The 20,620-nt window shown below is 42.5% G+C and carries 18 protein-coding genes; 11 read left to right on the top strand and 7 right to left on the bottom strand.

Annotation, left to right across the window (positions count from 1 at the left end; all coding sequences use genetic code 11):
• The first annotated feature begins 263 nt into the window (after positions 1-263).
• The 7 genes from AC25JC_RS13140 (at position 264) to AC25JC_RS13110 (ending at position 5,414) form a co-directional block, all read left to right on the top strand.
• On the top strand, positions 264-1,220 hold the full coding sequence (locus tag AC25JC_RS13140) for an MlaA family lipoprotein (protein WP_180132641.1): 957 nt from the start codon (positions 264-266) through the stop codon (positions 1,218-1,220).
• Positions 1,221-1,318: 98 nt separating this feature from the next.
• On the top strand, positions 1,319-2,287 hold the full coding sequence (gene gigA, locus AC25JC_RS13135) for an RsbU family protein phosphatase GigA (protein WP_078192616.1): 969 nt from the start codon (positions 1,319-1,321) through the stop codon (positions 2,285-2,287).
• Positions 2,288-2,399: 112 nt separating this feature from the next.
• Positions 2,400-2,918 carry an anti-anti-sigma factor GigB gene (gene gigB, locus AC25JC_RS13130; protein ID WP_078189558.1) on the top strand — a complete coding sequence of 173 codons (519 nt, stop codon included), beginning with the start codon at positions 2,400-2,402 and terminating at the stop codon, positions 2,916-2,918.
• A 32-nt stretch (positions 2,919-2,950) separates the two neighbouring features.
• Positions 2,951-3,775, top strand: a complete 825-nt coding sequence (locus AC25JC_RS13125; protein WP_486924201.1) for a carbon-nitrogen hydrolase family protein — start codon at positions 2,951-2,953, stop codon at positions 3,773-3,775.
• A 95-nt stretch (positions 3,776-3,870) separates the two neighbouring features.
• On the top strand, positions 3,871-4,296 hold the full coding sequence (locus AC25JC_RS13120; RefSeq protein WP_486924200.1) for an organic hydroperoxide resistance protein: 426 nt from the start codon (positions 3,871-3,873) through the stop codon (positions 4,294-4,296).
• Between the two features lie 201 nt (positions 4,297-4,497).
• Entirely contained in the window at positions 4,498-4,890 is a 393-nt protein-coding gene (locus AC25JC_RS13115; RefSeq protein WP_486924199.1) for a DUF4951 domain-containing protein, read from the top strand.
• A 173-nt stretch (positions 4,891-5,063) separates the two neighbouring features.
• Positions 5,064-5,414 (top strand): putative periplasmic lipoprotein, encoded by a 351-nt coding sequence (locus tag AC25JC_RS13110; RefSeq protein WP_180007244.1) that lies wholly within the window; start codon positions 5,064-5,066, stop codon positions 5,412-5,414.
• Positions 5,415-5,470: 56 nt separating this feature from the next.
• Here the strand turns inward: AC25JC_RS13110 and gspE are convergent, their stop codons facing one another.
• Positions 5,471-6,958: a type II secretion system ATPase GspE gene (gspE, locus tag AC25JC_RS13105; protein ID WP_111884711.1), complete on the bottom strand. Its 1,488-nt coding sequence runs from the start codon at positions 6,956-6,958 to the stop codon at positions 5,471-5,473.
• Between the two features lie 100 nt (positions 6,959-7,058).
• On the opposite strand from gspE, the gene AC25JC_RS13100 reads away from it, so the two are divergent.
• Together AC25JC_RS13100 and AC25JC_RS13095 are read left to right on the top strand one after the other, a co-directional pair.
• Positions 7,059-7,880: a hypothetical protein gene (locus AC25JC_RS13100; protein ID WP_111884712.1), complete on the top strand. Its 822-nt coding sequence runs from the start codon at positions 7,059-7,061 to the stop codon at positions 7,878-7,880.
• 9 nt (positions 7,881-7,889) lie between these two features.
• The gene (locus AC25JC_RS13095; RefSeq protein ID WP_180024385.1) at positions 7,890-8,813 is read left to right on the top strand and encodes a mechanosensitive ion channel family protein; all 924 of its coding nucleotides are present in this window, start codon (positions 7,890-7,892) and stop codon (positions 8,811-8,813) included.
• Between the two features lie 121 nt (positions 8,814-8,934).
• Here the strand turns inward: AC25JC_RS13095 and AC25JC_RS13090 are convergent, their stop codons facing one another.
• The gene (locus AC25JC_RS13090) at positions 8,935-11,721 is read right to left on the bottom strand and encodes a DUF2339 domain-containing protein (RefSeq protein WP_486924204.1); all 2,787 of its coding nucleotides are present in this window, start codon (positions 11,719-11,721) and stop codon (positions 8,935-8,937) included.
• A 163-nt stretch (positions 11,722-11,884) separates the two neighbouring features.
• Here AC25JC_RS13090 and polA point away from each other — a divergent pair, with 163 nt between their 5' ends.
• Positions 11,885-14,650, top strand: a complete 2,766-nt coding sequence (gene polA / locus AC25JC_RS13085; protein WP_486924198.1) for a DNA polymerase I — start codon at positions 11,885-11,887, stop codon at positions 14,648-14,650.
• A gap of 151 nt (positions 14,651-14,801) precedes the next feature.
• Here the strand turns inward: polA and AC25JC_RS13080 are convergent, their stop codons facing one another.
• The 5 genes from AC25JC_RS13080 to ppx are packed head-to-tail and all read right to left on the bottom strand — an operon-like array spanning position 14,802 to position 19,911.
• Positions 14,802-15,365 (bottom strand): YggT family protein, encoded by a 564-nt coding sequence (locus AC25JC_RS13080; RefSeq protein WP_180007241.1) that lies wholly within the window; start codon positions 15,363-15,365, stop codon positions 14,802-14,804.
• A 27-nt stretch (positions 15,366-15,392) separates the two neighbouring features.
• Positions 15,393-16,223 carry a pyrroline-5-carboxylate reductase gene (proC, locus tag AC25JC_RS13075; RefSeq protein ID WP_078189568.1) on the bottom strand — a complete coding sequence of 277 codons (831 nt, stop codon included), beginning with the start codon at positions 16,221-16,223 and terminating at the stop codon, positions 15,393-15,395.
• Positions 16,220-17,596, bottom strand: coding sequence for a tRNA lysidine(34) synthetase TilS (gene tilS, locus AC25JC_RS13070; protein WP_486924197.1), 1,377 nt, complete (start codon positions 17,594-17,596; stop codon positions 16,220-16,222). The genes proC and tilS overlap by 4 nt, the downstream gene beginning before the upstream one ends.
• Positions 17,533-18,357 carry an acetyl-CoA carboxylase carboxyltransferase subunit alpha gene (locus AC25JC_RS13065; protein ID WP_111884716.1) on the bottom strand — a complete coding sequence of 275 codons (825 nt, stop codon included), beginning with the start codon at positions 18,355-18,357 and terminating at the stop codon, positions 17,533-17,535. The genes tilS and AC25JC_RS13065 overlap by 64 nt, the downstream gene beginning before the upstream one ends.
• A 33-nt stretch (positions 18,358-18,390) precedes the next feature.
• Complete coding sequence (gene ppx / locus AC25JC_RS13060) at positions 18,391-19,911, bottom strand: exopolyphosphatase (RefSeq protein WP_168378483.1); 1,521 nt, start codon at positions 19,909-19,911, stop codon at positions 18,391-18,393.
• Between the two features lie 266 nt (positions 19,912-20,177).
• On the opposite strand from ppx, the gene trxA reads away from it, so the two are divergent.
• Entirely contained in the window at positions 20,178-20,504 is a 327-nt protein-coding gene (gene trxA / locus AC25JC_RS13055; RefSeq protein WP_078192629.1) for a thioredoxin, read from the top strand.
• The last annotated feature ends 116 nt before the right edge of the window (positions 20,505-20,620 follow it).

Here is a 20,620-nt window from a genome sequence, read left to right as displayed (position 1 = left end):
TTAACCAATTCAACCAAGTCATTGTTTTATCAGAAGTTTTAATCTTCATCACCGCCGATGGATGTGCATTCTACAGCATTTTTGATCCAACGCAACACCTTTTTTTAAATAATTATTTTGAGCGCACAATTTTCACTCAAATTACATTTTTTTATTCATATTTTGATCAAATTTGGTTTAATAGTAATAAATCAGGATTATTTGAACGTTTTTACTTATTATACGGCAAACATTTTGCCGCGCTAAAAGCGTCAGGACTATATATGCGCCAAACTTCTTTTTTATATGCAGGATTATTGTCACTTGTCGTAACAACTCCTGTAATTGCAAATGACGAGGCTTCATCACCTATTGCTCAAGACTCAGAAGCTGCCAATAAATCAAAAACACAACAATTTGCGCATGCTGCGATGGTTAAGTCATCTGAAGTTGCAAAAAAATTATCTGTTAATGCCAATGCAGCACAATCAGAAGAAGATAAAGACCCTTTCCAACCGATCAACCGGAAAGTTTACGCATTTAATGATTATTTAGACGTCCATATTGCCCGCCCTGCTGCTGTGCAATATGTAGCAAAAACTCCTAAGGATATTCGTGAATCTTATCGTTTATTCCGTAAAAATTTGGGCGAACCGTGGAATGCGTTTAACCAACTCATCCAAGGACGACCGACACGTGCCGCAAAAAGTCTGGGGCGTTTTACTGTTAATACACTGACAACTTTAGGCTTTGCTGACCCTGCAAGCCGTCTAGGTCTAGAAACAGAAGATGAAAACTTTGGCGCGACTTTAGGTTATTACGGTATTCCTTCTGGTCCTTATATTGTTCTACCAGTGCTTGGTCCAAGCACATTGCGCCAAACCGTCGGTCTAGCAGTAGATAGTCAAGGACGTCCACAGAAATATATGCTTGATGGTCATGATGTGGCGTATTGGTCTGAGCAAACTTTACGTGGAATCGATACTCGCGCTCAATTACTGGATATTGAAGGTGTGTTACAAGGCGATAAATATGCTCAAATTCGCGACATCTATTTACAACGCCTGAATTATTCAATTTCTGAGAAAAAAGGTATCGCTGAAGAAAACTTATTTATTGATGAAGAAGATGACGATATTGATGAATCTGAAGATAATTCAACAGATGTTTCATCTGATGATTCTACCGATTTCATTGATGACAGCAGTTCAGATGATACCGACACGGTAACAACTGAATAAATAAAATTTTTCAATTGGCTGGTGTGGTTTTTCCCTCCAGCCATCATTAGCTTGCTATAGTACACTTATTGTCTATCGAAGGATTCATCTAATTCTTTATGTATTTCATTCAACCTACTCGTGATATTCCATATTTAGATCAGGTACTTGATGCGCTTCCTAGCGTACAAATGATTAACATTGAAGATCTAGACTTGTATGATCCAACAATCATTGCAATTGCTGATGTTGCCGACTTTTTAAATCACCAATGGACACTTCCTACCATTGTGCTCGCTTTTGAGCATGAGGGCGCTGCATTGGCTCAAGCGTGGCAACAAGGCGCTTTAGCAGGATGGGTTTGGGATCATATCCCAACTAACCTTCAGGTGGCACTCACTAAAATTGATGCGCAATACAAACGCAATCAAGACAGCCGTGATCTCCCTTCTGCTGCAGATTTGCAAAAACGTTTACTGCCCAACCCGATTGAACTCCACAACTATAAAATTGAAACATTCTTCCAGCCTTCAGCCTATTTATCCGGTGATTGGTACGATTACTGGAAAATCAGCGATAAAGAAATCATGTTTTATCTTGCAGATGTATCTGGTCATGGGGTGACGAGTAGTTTACTGACCTCTTGGATGGCTGCTTTCCACGGTCGTTCAAAAACCCCGAGAGAACTCATCAAAAAGCTCAATGGCATGTTGGTTCAAGAAAATATTGAAAAGCACATTACCATGATTGCGGGGATACTCAATCTCGATACGCATGTCTTGAAATGGTCTAGTGCAGGCCATTATCCGCCAGCCATTTTATTTGAACCCGGTCTTCCCGCACGAATTTTAAATACCAGTAGCTTTCCACTTGGCTTAACTGAAGACCTAGAAGTTGAAGAGTTTGAATTTACCTTAAATCGTTATTCGCGCTTTGTAATTTGCTCGGATGGCGCACTTGAACCTTTTGATGGTGGATTGAATGAACAGCTAGGTCAATTGGTTTATCACTTGCAAAATCAATCATTTCAAGCACCAGACCATGTTGCCGACGATATTGCCATCCTAAGTTTACGTCGAATCAATTAGTCACGAAATCAACTACTTAAACCGAATACGACTTTCTGATCATACTCGGCTACTTGAGTAAGCTGTGCCCCTATGGGATAATTTACTATCCTTCTCTGCAAATGGCATTTATATGTCAACAGGTCATGTTGAATATGCAAGCTTGAACGGAACGCATATTTTTAAGCTTATTGGCGAAGTGCGTGCCCAATCTTGTATTAGTCTAGACAAGTTATTAAACAAAATTGAACAGCAACAAAATGTCGTCGGTGCAATCGTTGATTTAACCCAAACGACATTTATCGATAGTACTGTTCTTGGTATTTTGGCGAAACTGGGTTTGAAGCTCAAACAAGTTCACCATATTCAAGCGGTAATGTTGTCTACAAACTCTGATATCACAACGCTTGCCAATAGCATGGGTTTAGGTCAGGTGTTTGTTATTTTGAATTATTGTGGTGATCCAAGTGTATGCACTCGCGCACTTATGGAAGAACACATTACCCATAGCAATATGCTGAATACGGTTTTAGATGCACACAAAACGCTGATGAAACTAAATGATAGCAACCAAAATATGTTTGAGCCTTTGGTCAAACAACTGCAAAAAGAGCAGGACAATCTAGAGCAACCCAAGCAGCAAAATGTCTAATTTAGGTTAATCACAGCAGAGACCCTCTTCGCATGACTTTACTTTCCGTTGCACAAATGAATTCTCAAAATGACATTGAAGATAACTTCAAAGTGATCGAATCATTGATGCAACAAAGTCAGGCTCAAGGTGCGAGTCTCATTGTATTTCCTGAAAATTTTGTCTGCTTTGCCGCAGGTAAACAACGCGAAACCGCGGCGCAATTTGAAAGTATTCAGCAGCGACTAGAACAACTCGCACATCGTTATCAACTTTGGATTGTTGCGGGCACACTCCCATGCCCTTATCGTCCAGATGGTTCAATCATTCAAGATGGTCGTGTCCGTACTGTCAGCCTGTGTATCAGCCCTGAACGTACCGAAGCACGTTATGACAAAATTCATTTATTTGATGTGCAAGTTGGTGACGCTGTCGGTGGCTATCAAGAATCAAAATTCTTTGAACCTGGTACTGAAACCGTAGTTGCAACAACACCTTTTGGCAATATTGGCCTGATGGTGTGCTACGACTTGCGCTTTCCTGAACTGGCTTTGAAACTTCGTAGCCAAGGTGCAAACATTTTAACGGCGCCTGCAGCTTTTACCTATACCACGGGTGAAATACACTGGCAGTTGTTACTGCAAGCTCGTGCCATGGATAGCCAATGTGCTGTATTAGGTGCCGCACAACAAGGTTGGCATGGTGAAAAGCGTCAAACTTGGGGGCATGCTGGAGCAAGCAACAGCCGTGGTCAAATTTTAGCAATCACCGCAGAAGAAGGCGCTCAACTACTCACAGTTCCCTTTGACTTAGACGAACAGCAACAGATTCGCGCATCAATGCCACTGATGCAGCACCGTGTTTTGGTTCAATATTGATTTTCACTCTGTATAAAATTACAAAAAAACTGAATATTATTTAAACAAAATCCCCCACGATATGATTTTGAACCATCATCTGAGGGATTAGAAAAATGACTTTAGAAAAAGCAGTTTATACAGCCCATGCAAAAGCCACTGGTGGTCGTGATGGTCGTGCAACGACATCCGATGGTCATTTAGATGTTCAATTGGCTGTGCCGAAAATTATGGGGGGTACAGGTAATGGTACGAATCCTGAACAACTCTTCGCCGCTGGTTATTCAGCCTGTTTTTTAGGTGCAATGAAATTTGTGTCTAACCGAGATAAAATTTCGATTACCCCTGCTGCCTACGTCGAGGGTGATGTTGGTATCGGCCCTATTCCAACAGGATTTGGTATCGAAGTGACGCTTAATATTCATCTTGAGGGTATGGATGCAAGCGAGGCACAGAAATTGGTCGATGCTGCAAATATTGTGTGCCCCTATTCAAATGCGACCCGAAACAATATTAATGTTACTTTAAATGTTTTGACTTAAATCCATTTGTACCTATCTATACAAAGCACTGTTTTAATTCTTATAAAATAGTGCTTTGAGCTTTTTTACTTCTACACATCTACAGCTGAGCTCAAAATAAAATCTTATCCATTTCCAATACATTTAAATATTCATATTCAGCTACCAAAACCTTGCTAAAATATATAACGATTCTTATTTACATTCATTTGTTGATCTATGATGCTTAAACCTCTCCTTATCAGTACGTTGCTACTCAGCGCATCCACACTCAGTTTTGCTGAATTAACGCTGTCTGAAAAAGTCCGCCCTCAAATTAAATCCTTGGTCAATCCAGATATTCAACGTCTTGCGCTACCACCAACACCGAACAACATGTCTTTACCTGCCTATGGTCAAGGCATCATTGGTTGGGGTACAGGCCCAGAAGGTGCTGCAGCACGCTTAGCCAATATCAGCAAAGCCGACGTTGAAAAGCTTAAAACTCAAGATGTCACTTTAGAGATGGTTCAAACTTGGCAAAAGTTTTATGAAAATGAAACGCAGCGCAATGCAGGTAACCCAACCGCGCCTATTCGTGCTGAATTGATGAAGAAAATTGTCAGTTTGTGGTAAGTGAAAGACTGCACAGCCCATATTTTTGGGCTGTTTTTAGTTCAAATTAGAAATAAAAAATCATGAGACATTCGATAGAAAGAATAATGATTAAAATTGAAAAACTATTAATATTCAAACTATAATTAACTATACATCCATAAAAAAATTAAAATCATTTTCAGGACTTTACAATGAAAACATACTTTTCGATGCTTTTTCTAAGCTTGGCCTTAGCCGCATGTAGCCAAACACCTGCGCCTGATTTTTCAGGGGAATGGAAACAAACACCTGACACGGAGAGCCTACGCAAACTTTCCATTAGCAAACAAGGCGATGACTACCAAATTAAAGACGAATTTTGGCTCGATAAAAATAATACTGAGCGCACTTCTAGTGCTTCATCCGGTATGGCCGAAGTGAATAATGATGTTTTGAAATATAAAGAGAGCAATAGCATTGAAATGAAACTCAGTGATGCAACTCACCTCACTCTGACAGATAAAGCATACGATGCTGTTATTCATTTTGAAAAGATTAACTAAAGCAAAGCCTCGAGTCCTTGCACAGGCTTCGGGGCTTTTTTTATAATTCACACCGACTATTCAGCCGCTTCATTCGTCACTCTGAGCACTTCTTCAATGGTGGTTTTACCTGCCAAAACTTTACGCAATCCATCATCACGAATTGAACCCGCATTTGCACGTACATGATTTTCTAACTCAAACTCAGCAGCATTACCATGGATGAGGCGACGTGTTTGCTCATCAATCGGGACGATTTCATAAATTGCGGTACGCCCTGTAAATCCAGTATGCGAGCATTGTTCGCAGCCTTTAGGTTGTGGCAATTTTAATTCGGCCGATGCATCGAGATGCTTAAATAAGTCTTTTTCAAAATCATCGGCATCATGCCAAGTCGCACAGTGACGGCACAAGGTTCGAACCAAACGCTGCGCCACCACACCGATCAATGAGCTTGACAGTAGAAAGGGTTCAATCCCCATGTCTTTAAGACGGGTCACCGCACCGATTGCTGTATTGGTATGCAGCGTTGAAAGTACCAAGTGGCCTGTTAATGACGCTTGTACTGCAATTTCAGCAGTTTCTAAATCACGAATCTCCCCGACCATCACCACATCTGGGTCTTGGCGGAGCATGGCTTTTAATGCACGAGCAAAGGTCATATCTACTTTGGTATTGACCTGCGTCTGCCCGATCCCTTCAAGTTGATACTCAATTGGATCTTCCGCAGTCAAAATATTTTTTGAACCATCATTTAGATCAGACAATGCCGCATACAAGGTTGTGGTTTTACCCGAACCCGTCGGCCCTGTAACCAAAATAATGCCATGCGGACGATGTACCAGTTGTTTCAATCGATCATAGTCATGCTGCATCAAGCCCAAATGGGTCATATTTAAACGCCCAGCTTGTTTATCGAGTAAACGCATCACTACACGCTCACCATACGAAGACGGTAAGGTTGATACACGAACATCGACTTCACGGCCCGCCAAACGCAGTGAAATACGACCATCTTGTGGAATTCGCTTTTCCGCAATATCGAGTTTGGCCATGACTTTGATCCGTGACACCAACAATGGAGCAAGCTCGCGACGTGGCTGCACAATTTCACGTAACTGACCATCGACACGTAAGCGGACAGACAGCTTTTTTTCAAAAGATTCGATATGAATATCTGAAGCACCGACACGGATCGCTTCAGACAATAAGGCATTGATTAACCGTACAATCGGTGCATCGTCTTCCTGATCCATCAGATCTTCAGCTTCTGGTACAGAGTCCGCAAGGCTAAGTAAATCAGGATGATCTTCCAGACCCGCTGCCACTTGTTGAGACTCACCGGTGTCTCCGGCAAAGCTTGCACTGAGTAATTGATTAAACTCTTGCTCACTACATAATTGATATTGTGCAGGATGCCCTAAATAGCGACGTGCTTCTTGTAAAGCCAGCAGTGGCGTGCTGTCACGACGTACAATAAAAGCTTGATCACCCTCATATCGAAGCAATACGCCATGACGTTTGGCAAAACTATATGGTATTTGTAATTGTTTAAGTACTTGCATCACGCATTATAATGATGAAAAAAGTTGTTTTGAGTGTACTCTAAGCATCTGACAGCGTGAAGTCTGTTTTTAGGATTTATCAGGACAAGGGATATACGCATTGCCATTAGAAAATGATTTGACTGAAAAGGAATCCCCAAAACGTAAATGGTGGGGGGAATATCAATTTGAACTGAATCACCCGCGCAGTTGGCAGTTTGGGTCTTTATTGTTCCGGGTGACGCGCGGCATGCAAGAGTGGCGTATGGAATACCATCGCCCAACCTTTCAGTTTGACTATGAGCAACAATGGCATCCGATACAAGACCCTGAATTTGGTTTTCCACAACCCATTAAAATGGAACGTTATATGTTCCGCCAGACGCATGACAAAATTCAAATCATGCCACGTTTGGCAGATCGTTCAGTGGTGATTAAACCGGTCGATCCGATTTATATTCCAGCCGGACAACGCGGAACGCTATATATCAGTACACCGCTGTGGATTGCCGGCTTTGTCGAAGGTCTTAGAGAACCCTTGTTTGATATACCTGTTATTCTACCAAAAGATACCTGGTTTGGTCCGAATCATCGAATGGGTGAAATTTGCTATGCCACAGCAGTTGATGGTCGTACAGAACTTAAACAACTCAAACCTCGTGCTTTTCGTGCTGTAACCCCTATTGAGTTTCATAACGTGAGTAATCAACAGATTCGTTTTGACCGAATGAATGTCCCTGTACCGGCTTTGCCATTATTTTATAGTGAAAGTACGGGACGTTTATGGACTTCACAAATTCGGGTCGTCCATGAAGGTCATGACAAACCGCCGCGGGTCAAAATTGAAAACCGTACACCACCACAAGCGGGTGACGTTGTTTATCTACATCCGCCACGCGAGTCAGCCAATGTGCTGTTCAATATGTTTGATTCATTTTTCTAAGGGCGAGCCATGGCAGATTTAAATATTTCGACAGAAATCACCAGCAGCCTAAAAGGAATGGTCGCCAATCTCAATACTGATCGGCTGACAGAATTATTGGTGGCTGTTTTATTGGCAGTCATCGGCTTTCTGATTGCCCGTTTTATCTCGAATACCTTTATTCGTACTGTGGGTATGCGTTTCAATGCTCATCAGCAGTTGGTTTGGCGTCGCGGGATTTTCTATTTCATCTTTTTAATCTTTGTGATGGCAAGTTTAAAAGAAGCCGGCTTTAAACTCAGCGTCTTCTTGGGTGCGGCAGGTATTTTAACGGTCGCACTGGGTTTTGCCTCGCAAACGTCCGCATCCAACCTGATCAGCGGGATGTTCTTGATCGGTGAAGGGTCTTTTGAAGTTGGTGATACCATTCAATTGACACTGATTCGTGGGCATACTATTGAAGGTGAAGTGATCTCGATTGATTTACTGTCGGTCAAATTACTTACGCAGGACAATGTCTATGTCCGTTTGCCGAATGAACAACTGATTCGCGCGCCTGTACATAACTTGTCTAAGTTTCCAATACGGCGCATTCCAATTACCCTTGCGATTAACTTTCATGAAGACATCATCAAAGTCCGTGAAGTTTTATTAGATGCCGTTAGTAAATATCCATTGGTCTTGGCCGATCCTAAACCTGCCGTGACCGTCACTGCCTTTCGTGAATCTTCCATTGAGCTGCTTTTTGCTATTTGGTGTCAAAGAGAGAATTTCCTAAAAGTCCGTGATGAAATGCAGGAACGGATTCGTAATGCTTTTGTCGAAAATAAAATTGAAATTCCTGTACCAAAAATGGGTTTTGTTGACCACCCGCTTTCTACACAAGCAAGCGATGCTGACGTCGATCAATATGCCAATGCACAAGAGATTCAACGAGAGCCTCAACTTAAATAATGGTCTATCGACTTGATATGAAAGGCCCTGCATATCTTCAAATGTGCAGGTTTTTTTTATCATGTACTTTTATAGCCATCGACCTGTACAGCTTAGTGATCTCGTACCTTTAAGAATTTCATCATGGTTCAACCTTGTCATTCGGCATAGGGGCAATATAGGCAATCAAAAGCATGGCAAAACCTGCGGCCATAAATGAAATTACTCTCATGAGAGTGCCGACATGAGATAAATCCAGCAAGACCAATTTCAACGTCACCAAGACCAAAATACTGCCACCAAGTAGCCAAACTGAACGTAATTGGCGCTGAGTGGCAAAGCGCATACTCACTAAAGCCAATAACACCCACAGCACGGTAAAACTTAGTTGAACGGTCGCATCGCTCCAAATATCTAAACTGTTATAAGGCGTATCCAGATACATATGTAAGGCACGTAGCACAACATAGCTACTTAACCAAAGTAGCCCTAGGACACTCAACACGGCAGCCAAGCTACGATCTAAACCAGCTTTTAACTGTTGATTCAACATCCATAAAAAAGCCGCTAACAACAGCAAACTCACTGCATCAAAAGGATTCAGTATCGGCAAGACATATCCCACAAAGGCCTGCTGACTAAATAATTGCGAACTAATGATCCAACTTAAAGCCAAAAACAAACTGCTACGCGCTTGCCAAAACATTTTCCAGGCCGGTTGCTGCGCTTGCCAATAACACCATGCACAAAATATCAGCGGCAAAATTACCACACTGATATACGGCATACTGGGTATCAGCGTCAGACTGGTCCACGCCAAGCTGCTCAAAATTCCGAAACTGACCCATTCTTTCTCTTCACGCACACCGAGTAATGGTCGTAGCCAAAGCAGCGTCAAGCTCAGCCCAGCGAATGCAAAATAAATCTGCGCCATCGTTGAATGCCAAAGTAACTGACCGTTCTCACTCACTGAAATAACTTGGTACAGCCCCATCACATAAACAGGCACTAGACCGGTCCACTTAATGATGGACCAACTCCACGAAGCTTTTCGTTTTAACAAGCCTTCATTTACCAACAGATAGGCCACACTGACAATCAATAAACTCAAGGCCAATTGATGGCTAGTCTGCAACCAATCTAAGAGCAACATGATGAGCATGGTGGTTGCTGAGAGCATTTGCACACATTGAAAGGCAATACTCGAACTTGAAAGCTGTTTATGAAATACAGGAACAGCATGCGTCATGATAATGGCCGCCAAATAGCTCAAACACACGCCCCAATACATCTGTGCAGGGAAATGTGGCAGTTGAACCAAATAATACAGACTTGAACAACCCGCCATCACCAAGAGCGCCATGCCTAAATAACGGCTGATATTGGACTGCTTGTATAGGGCATATATAAATATCAAAGCACCTTCAACTGCCCAACCAACCACACTCCACTGCTCTTTCAATACTATCGGTGGAATCAATGCCAAGAATATTAAGGTCAAACTCAAATAACTTTGTGCAATCAGTGGGATCACAGCACTACGTTTACTGATGCTATACAGTGCGGCAAAAAGCGCTGCGAATAACAGGCTATACCCCGCCTGCCATACCGTTTCCTCAAAATACATCAAATACAATGCCAGATAAGCAAGCACTGGTGCGGCAAAAATCAGTGCAATATCCAAGGCAAGTTTAAGCTGAAAATGCGCAAGATCTTGTTTCGCCAATAACTGACTAAAACGAAAACCGAGCCAAATAAAAATCGCAGCGTGAGCTAAAACCAACACGCTCATCATCTGACGTTCGGTGGTGTATCCGTGGTAAAAAGCATATCCTCCACCCATAATCACCGTCATCAAAAAAGCGATTTGATTCAGATATTTCCACGGTCTTAATGTACTCATGACCGCAACAGCCAGATTAATTACAAGATAATAGGCAATAAATTCCGTTGCAGTTGCATCACGAACAGGCAAGGTAAATGGCGCAAGATAGGCGATCAGCATTGCCATAATTGCCAGTTCTACCGACTGTTGTTTCAGACTGAGCCAAATCGTCAATGCCATAAGTGCAGCATATAATAGACAAGCTATGCCAAAGCCCGGAATGACGACATTGTAATAGGCAAAAAATAAAGTCAAAAACAGCGCTGCAAGACCTAGACCTTCTAGCGCTAAGGCAAAACTGCGGTTTTTGGTTTGCAGCAAAAAACCCAGTCCCACAATACCAGCACTGATCAAGCTTACGATCAGCAGTTTCATGGCCAAGCTTAGTTGCCAATGCTCTGTGGCAAATCTGAGTAATAGCACCACGCCAATCACCAAGACCAATACCGCCACTTTTAACACGGGATTGCCTTGGAAAAGCCATTGCTGAATTTGACTAGATAGATTTGGCGCAGACTTGGATGGTGTATTAGAAGGCATTGAATTGAATGATGCCTGATGTCTAGCTGTACCAACTGCCGTCGCGGGATGTACAGATGGTGTATTGTCAGAATCAAAATTTTCAGGACGGTCTATTGTCGACGCTGATATTGAAGTAGCCGTTTGGCTGGATTGCGAATGAAGCACCTGTCCTTGCAATAGATGCAGCTGACGTTCTAATCGTTTCAGCCAACGCAGAAAAAAATAGACCCACAGGCTAATCCCGATCGCAACCAAATAACCCAATTCTGTTAACAGTCCAACGACCGTTAATAACGATGCAATATATAACGGAACCTTTGATGTCACTTGAAATGGTTGTTTTGATGAACTCAGTGCATCAGCGCCGTGCTGTAAATCATCGACATAATTCATCACACTGAGCATAAAACCAATGCCGCTGATATAACTCAGGATACGGACATCTAAGTACCATGCCCCGATCCCCACCATGATCAGCGTCATCAACCAAATCATCTTGATTTCATTATTCTGTTTCAGCATACCTGCTTCGTCATTTTCCTGAATGTTTTGATGATACATGAGCCTGACCGATGGATTAAAACTATTCATCAGTGATTCGGTAAGTTACATATACAATCTAGACTCTGCGTGCGGGCAAAAAATCACGTACAATAAAACCGTTTTTAGGATTAGGAAATTATCAATGCCACCATTTGTCTTGGTCGATGGCTCATACTTTTTATTTCGTGCTTACCATGCACTGCCACCATTAACCACTTCAACCGGTTTGCATACCAATGCAATCCGAGGTGCCATTTCTGCCATCCAAAAATTAATGCGTCGTATCCAACCGACGCACATGGCCGTTATTTTCGATACACCTGAACCAACCTTCCGTCATGAATTGTCCCCGATCTATAAAGGTGACCGTCCTGCGATGCCGGAAGAATTATCACAACAAATTCCATATCTTCATGCGTTAATTCGTGCTCTAGGGATTCCACTACATATGTTGCCAGGCGCTGAAGCCGATGACATTATCGGAACTTTAGCCAAACGCGCTGAAGCAGCCGGTCATCAAGTTTTGATCTCCACTGGTGACAAAGACATGGCACAGCTCGTTACTGAGCGTGTCACTTTAGAAGATAGCTTCAAAGACAAACCGATGGACGTTCAAGGCGTTTTTGAAAAATTTGGGGTGTGGCCGAATCAAATCATTGACTACCTCACGCTGATGGGCGATGCCTCTGACGGCATCCGTGGTGTACCCGGTGTTGGCGCAAAAACAGCAGCGAAACTTTTAACCGAGTACGGATCGATTGGCGGCATTTTAGAAAATGTCGACAGCATTAAAGGTAAAGTCGGTCAAAACATTAAAGATAATGTAGAAGGGATTGCTCTTGACCACCAACTGGCGAGCATCGTTTGTGACCTCGACATGGGCCTTAAATACGAAGATCTGAAACTTGCCGATCCAAATATTCCAGCACTTCGTGATTTATATACGGAACTAGAATTTCGTAACCAACTGCAGTCTTTAGATCATCCGAACAACCCCAATGGTGCAACCTACAAACAAGCAGCCAAAGCCATTAACACCACGGCGACTGTAGCCAATGCACCTGAAGTGGAAGATCAAGCGGACAAAACCAGTGTTGATGACTTACTTGGTGAAGCACGTTATCACACGGTATTGACTCAAGAAGATTGGGATGTGTTATTTAAACGTCTAAGTACTGAAAAGCGTTTTGCCTTTGATACTGAAACCACTAGCCTCGACTACCGCGTGGCACAGATTGTGGGTTTCTCGGTGGCTTTAGATGCACATGATGCCTATTACGTGCCGCTTGCGCATGATTATGAAGGTGCGCCGCAACAACTTGATCGTGACACGATCCTGAATCAACTCAAACCTTTACTTGAAGATAATGACGTACAAAAAATTGGTCATCATCTCAAATATGACGCACATGTCTTAGAAAATCATGGCATTCATTTGGCAGGTTGGTATTTCGATACCATGTTGGCCTCTTATGTCCTTAACTCTGTGGCTACACGTCATGGGATGGATGACGTCGCACGTTTGTATTTAAGTCATCTCACTACGACGTTCGAACAAGTGGCGGGCAAAGGTGCAAAACAAAAGACCTTTAACCAAATTGAGCTTGAAACTGCAGCCCATTATGCGGCAGAAGATGCCCATGTGACCTATCGTCTATATGAGGTACTCGATAAGAAGTTACAAACTCACCCGGAGCTGATCAATATTTTGCACAATATTGAAATGCCGGTTGCCCGTGTTCTAACCTCTATGGAAGAAAACGGCATTGAGCTAGATATGAACTTCCTCGACCAACTTGGTGTGGAATTTGCCAATACCATTCTAAATTTAGAAACCGAAATTACAGATCTTGCGGGTCAAAGCTTCAATGTCAGCTCACCAAAACAAGTTGGTGAGATTCTGTTTGATAAATTAGGTTTAAAAGGCGGTAAGAAAACTTCTACAGGTCAGTACAGTACCAGTGAAAGTGTGTTAGAAAAAATCGACCATCCGATTACCGACTTAATTTTGGAATATCGTGGTCTATCTAAACTGAAAAGCACCTATACCGACGGTCTATTAAAGCAAGTGAATAATGACACACATCGTGTGCATACCAGTTACCACCAAGCTTTAACGGCTACAGGTCGTTTGTCATCTACCGATCCAAACTTACAGAATATTCCTGTCCGTGAAGATATTGGACGTCAAATCCGTAAAGCCTTTATTGCACCTGAAGGTCGCATTTTATTGGCAGCCGATTATTCGCAAATCGAATTACGTTTAATGGCGCATTTCTCGCAAGATCATGCATTGGTCGATGCCTTCAATCATGGGCAAGATGTACATAAACGTACTGCGGCAGAAGTTTTGGGAATTCCACTCGACGAAGTGACTAGCAACCAACGTCGTCAAGCCAAAGCGGTGAACTTCGGTCTGCTCTATGGTATGTCTGAATTTGGTTTGACTCGTCAGCTAGGTTTCACTCGTGAAGAGTCACGTAACTATATTGGTAAATACTTCCAACGCTACCCTGGTGTTTTGGAATATATGGAGCGTACTCGCCAAGTCGCACGTGAACAAGGTTTTGTGGAAACTATTTTAGGTCGTCGTCTGTATACACCTGACATTATGGCGAGCAACAAAATGGTGAAACAAGGCGCTGAACGTGCAGCGATTAATGCGCCGCTACAAGGTTCTGCGGCGGATATCATTAAACTGGCCATGATTGCAGTCGATAAAATCTTACCGAAAGATCAAGCCAAAATGTTACTGCAAGTACACGATGAATTGGTGTTTGAAGTTGATGCTGCAATTGCCGATGAACTGTCTGCCCAACTGACTGAAGTGATGCAATCTGTGTTGAAAATTTCCGTTCCACTGATTGTTGAAGTCGGTCAAGGTAATAACTGGGACGAAGCACACTAATTCATTCACGCCTTTCTCCCTCTAGGAGGAAGGTTGGATGGAGGTGAGATGTTTATTAGTTAGTATAAATATCTTGTTTTACACCTCATATTAAATCCACAAAAAAAGGACGCCTCGGCGTCCTTTTTAATTTAACTCGTCTTAGCTCAGATTAAAGACCAGTCAATAATGCAATTGCGACTTGCTTCATAATGGTTTCCGCAACCAACAATGCCAAAATCGCAAAAATTGGTGACAAGTCAATCATCCCCATATTTGGAAGAATACGACGGAATGGCGCAAGTAGCGGTTCTGCCAACTCTTGAACCACTTCAATATAAGGCGAACGTGACTGACTAAACATCACCACCCAACTCAAAATAATCGATGCAATAATTAAGTAACGACAGAAACGGATTAAATCCTGAATCATGGTCACAAAGGTCATAATGATCAAATGGAATGGGCTATTCACTGCCACGCCAGACAAATACATCAAACCAAACATTTTTAACAAATACAGAATCACCACCAACACCAAAGCTGCAGTATTCACTCGACCTTTGGCCAAAGTTGGGAAAATTCGGCTAAAGATATCGACAATTTTTGTTGCTTTTGCTGTTGCCAAAACCACAGGGTTATATGGACTCACGGCAGCAAGCTGCATTAAAAAACGGAAAAATACGAGCAAAATTGCAACGTTAATAATGATTCCAAAAATTTGAGCAGAGCCCATACTTGAACTTTCCTAAATCAAATCGAATTATTTGGTGCTTTCGCTTAACTCTTGTGCCAACTCTTGGCTACGCTTTTGCGCTGCGGCTAAAGCGGCCTGAATATTTTGTGAAATTTGAGCACGATCAAATACTTCAATCGCAGCTTGTGTGGTACCGTTTGGAGAGGTTACATTTTTACGTAACTCCGCAGGACTGTTGGCACTGGTAATCGCCATTTGTGCAGCGCCCAATGCAGTTTGCAAGGTTAGTGCTGTAGCCACTTTTTCATCCAAACCCATGTTTTTACCTGCACGGATCATACTTTCCATCATATAGAAAAAGTATGCAGGACCTGAGCCAGAAACAGCTGTTACTGCGTCAATCTGCGCTTCTGAGTTTACCCAAAGTGTTAAACCCGTTGAAGCCAAAACTTGACTTGCAAGATCACGATCTTCAGCCGAAACCGCTTCACCTGCATACAAACCATGCGCACCGGTTTGAACTAAAGCAGGTGTGTTTGGCATGACACGAACAATACGCTCTGTACCTAATAGTTTTGAAATCGTTGCAATTTCCGCACCTGCAACAATTGAAATCACCAACTTCCCTTCTAGCAACCCTTGTAATGGTGCCAAAACTTTAGCCAACACCTGAGGTTTAACGGCAAAAAGAACAATATCCGCATCTCGAATTGCTACAACATTATCATCCGTCACATGCAAATCTTTTTCAGCCAAAAGCTCACGTACTTTTTCTACGGGATCTGAAACTGTAATACGTGTAGTCGGGACACCACGTGCAATTAGGCCACCAATTAAAGCCTGTGCCATGTTGCCGCCACCAATGAAACTGATATTACAATTTAGAATTGCGCTCATGATTGAAGATCCGATATTGCAGATTTAGCGTTAAGAGATAATGTCGGTTGCCAGCCAGCTTGAGTACAAAATTCAGACTGCGCCAACCAAAAGCCCTGAGGCGTAAAGACGCCTAGCATAACATTATCTCGGCTTAATATTTGAATAGTATGACGCTGCCATGGAAAAATTTGCGCCTGCTGAATGGCTTTTTTCAAAGGCCAACTTCCGACACGACCATATAAATGAATTTTTTCTCCGCCAAGGCGTGGGCGAATCTGCAGTTGCTGCCCCAATAATTCTGGTGATAAGCCAACCTCTGAGGGTTGAATCACAAAATGTCCTGCAGGCAACTTGAGGCACTGACCTGCAACACAAGTTACAACCTCAACCTCTTGAATGGGTTCAGTTGGCAGATATTCCGCTTTGGCAATCCGATGAAGTTGCTGTTGAAAGCGCAGATAATAAAATCCATTCCAGTGTAATGCCGCTTGCGAGTCTTCGCGTGAGCCAATCACTTCTGAAAATAAACGCTGTACCATTTCAAAACTTGGACGATATTGCCCCTCACCTTTCATCCAGTGCGATAACAACTGACGCTGACGTGCCTGACTGAGCTGTTGTAAAGCAGCCAAAGATAACATTTGCGATGAACCACAGGCCGCTAAATCTTGCTGCAACACCTCATATAAAATTTCATCAGCATCTTGCATCAAGTAACTGGTTCGGCTCAGAGCTTGCTGCATTTTAGGAAATCGCTCACTGAGTAGTGGCCACAAAATTTCACGACTCCACGCACGGTCATAGTCGGTATCAAAATTGGTGAGGTCTTGAATATTTTGCACATGCAGCTGTGCTGCCCATTGGCAAATTTGCTCACGTGAAAGATCTAATAGGGGACGCCATAAAATAAAATCTTCACGCGCATCGATTTTTTTCATCGCAGCAAGGCCATGGACACCAGCACCTGAAAGTAGCCGCAACATCAATGTCTCCGCCTGATCTTGCTGATGATGTGCGAGTACCAATATTTCATCTGCTTGTAAATGTTGGCGAAAGGCTTGATAGCGGGCCGAGCGTGCTTGATTTTCAAGGTTACCTTGCGCAACCTGAACTTTTTGTATGATGAATGGCAAATTCAGCGCTTTACATTGAGCACGTACAAATTCGCCCCAAGCATGACTACAATCTTGTAATTGGTGATCAATATAAATCACCCGTATTTTTTCAGGGCACAAAAACGACATAAGATGCAGCAGCAACATGGAGTCCATGCCACCACTACATCCTATTAAAAATCGGCTTTGTTCAGGCAGCGCCTGAATTTGACTTAAGCAATCAGCCCTAAATTGTCGCTGCCAAACTTCATTAAACGCTGGTAACGCGCTTCGCATCGTTCGTTTGCATCCATTGGTTGCAGTTCTTCTAGAGCTTGCTTCAAGACCACTTTCAAATCCTGCATGACTTTTTCAGGGTTTAAATGTGCGCCTTCCGCTTCGTCCACCACGTATTCTACAATGCCCATCTTCTGCAATTTATCTGCCGTCAATGCCAATGCTTCACTTGCTTGTTCTGCTTTTTCTGCAGTTTTCCACAAAATAGATGCACAGCCTTCAGGTGAAATCACTGAATAAATACTGTGAGATAGCATAATCACACGGTCAGCTACGCCAATACCGAGCGCACCACCCGAACCACCTTCACCCAATACCGTTGCCACTACAGGCACTTTGAGTGAAGAAAGCTGAGCTAAGCTGGTTGCAATCGCTTCAGCCTGACCACGTTCTTCTGCACCCACACCTGGGTACGCACCCATGGTATCAATAAAGGTAAAGACTGGCAGATTAAAACGCTCCGCCATATCCAATAAACGCTGCGCTTTACGATAACCTTCTGGGTTACTCATACCAAAATTATGCTGTAATTTTTCACGTGTACTACGACCACGGTGCTGACCTACGATCATCACAGGCTGACCATCTAAACGAGCCAAACCACCAATCATCGCACCGTCATCACCAAATAGGCGGTCACCGTGCAAAGCATCGAACTCTGTAAAAATTTCGCCAACATAATCCAAAAACTGCGGACGTTCAGGATGACGTGCGATCTGAACCGTAGTCCAGGCTTTAGATTGAGCTGCTTTATTTTTCATAGGTCGATCATTATCCCTAACTTAACTGGTCTGTTAATTGATAAATTGTTCCGACTGGATATTCAGTTCAATATCCCAATGCTTAAATTGCACTTGCTCATCATGCAAGTCTGCAACCAACAAAGGCCACTGTTTGGCATCACCAGAAACACTAAGTTGCCATTGTTGCGCATTGTCCACGCTTAATTCAATGGCAGGAAGCATCTCATCGCTGCGACTATGATTTAATAAAACTGCTAAACGAAGCAATAGACATAAGTAAACAAGTTTGTTACCACCGACTTTCATCACATCGACACGTGCATCACTGCGTAACTTACGACGATGATGCGCCACTAAATGCGACAAATGATTTTGATCAATTTGTGAGAAACCCGGAATATCCGAATGTTGCAGTAAATAAGCACCATGACGATGGTATCCACTATGACTGATCGCTAAGCCAATTTCATGCAAATACGCTGCACGACGCAGTAAATCACTGTCATCACTGGTCAAATTCAGTGCGGTCGCCACACCATTAAACAGTTGTTGAGCGGTATTTACCACACGTTCAGCTTGTTTCATATCTGCGTTGTAGCGACCCATCAACGCATGTACAGAACGGTCACGAACATCTTCATGTTGGAAACGTCCCAATAGGTCGTACATCACGCCTTCACGTAACGCGCCATCAGAATAAACCAATTTATCGATATTCAGCACATCAAAGACGGCATACAAAATGGCAATGCCGGCTGGCAAAACTGCTCGACGGTCTTCTTTTAGACCATCAAATTCCATTTCATTGACATGCTTATATTTAAGCAATTTATCTTTGAGTTTAAATAAACCGTCACGTGTCAGTTCTTCCTGATCGTTGCTCCAGCCCATATTGACACAAATCTGACGACACGCTTTGATCGTGCCACTTGAACCGACAACAGTATCCCAGCCTGCAGCTTTATAAGTGTTGGCAATGCCTGCGATTTCCTTGCGAGCAGCATTTACCGCTTTATCAAAACTTTTCAGGTTAATTTCACCATCAGCAAAAAACGCTTTGGTAAAAGCGACACAGCCCATTTGCACAGATTCTGTATGAATCGGTTCAAACTCTTCACCAATAATCAACTCTGTTGACCCCCCACCGATATCAATCACAAGGCGGCGACCACTATTTGCCATAGTATGTGAAACCCCTAAATAAATTAGACGGGCTTCTTCACGACCAGCAATGATTTCAATTGGTTTTGGTAAAATCTCAGCGGCTTTTTGAATAAATTCATGACCATTTTTTGCTTGACGCAAGGCATTAGTCGCCACAATACGTAAACGGTTAGCTTGTACAGGATTTAAACGCCCCACAAAACGTGCTAGGCAGGCTAATCCTCGTTGCTGTGCGGCTTCAGTCAAATTTTTATTTTCGTCTAGACCTGCGGCAAGCTGTACTTTTTCTGACATTGATGCAACTTTTTTCACTTCACCATGGTCTACGCGTGCGATAGCCAAGTGGAAGCTGTTCGATCCCATATCGATAGCAGCAAGTAATTCTTCATCAATCAAAAAATCAGACATTATTCAAAAAAACCTGTTCAGAATTGTGCTTAGATTAATTCACATACATGTAATTTAAAAGCCATTTATGAGTAGTTCGGGCGGAACTTATCGATTTTTTATCTGAAGCAATGATAGTCATACACGATCATCGGCATCGTGATCATCCATTAGACAAACTCGCCATTCAGGTCGAAAATTTACATAACCCCCTACATTGTTATAGTTGGCTATGTAATACTTATAAACATAGAGTCAACTTAAAAATTAATTCCGGAGCAAAATCCATGTCTGGCAATATCGTAAATACAACTGATGAAAACTTCCAAGCCGATGTACTAGAGTCTGATACTCCTGTACTTGTAGATTTCTGGGCAGGTTGGTGTGCTCCTTGTAAAGCCATTGCACCTGTACTTGAAGTACTTTCAACTGAGTTTGAAGGCAAAGTTAAAATCGTTAAAGTAGACGTAACTTCTTGCGAACAAACAGCTGTAAACTACAACATCCGTAACATTCCTGCATTATTAATGTTTAAAAACGGCGAAGTTGTAGCAACTCAAGTCGGTGCAGCACCAAAATCTAAATTGACAGCTTTCATCGAAGAAAACATCTAATATTTTTTCGATAAAAACACTCGAAAATACGCTGTTTTACACAGCGTATTTTTTTGGTTGATAAATTGACAAATGCTGCGTTCTCTCTTATATTGTTTACTCAAGAAATTAAGGAT

The sequence above is a fragment of the Acinetobacter sp. P37 genome, from assembly GCF_057480965.1.
The sequence above is the reverse complement of the archived record's forward strand: the minus strand, read 5'-3'. Positions and strand labels throughout refer to the sequence as shown.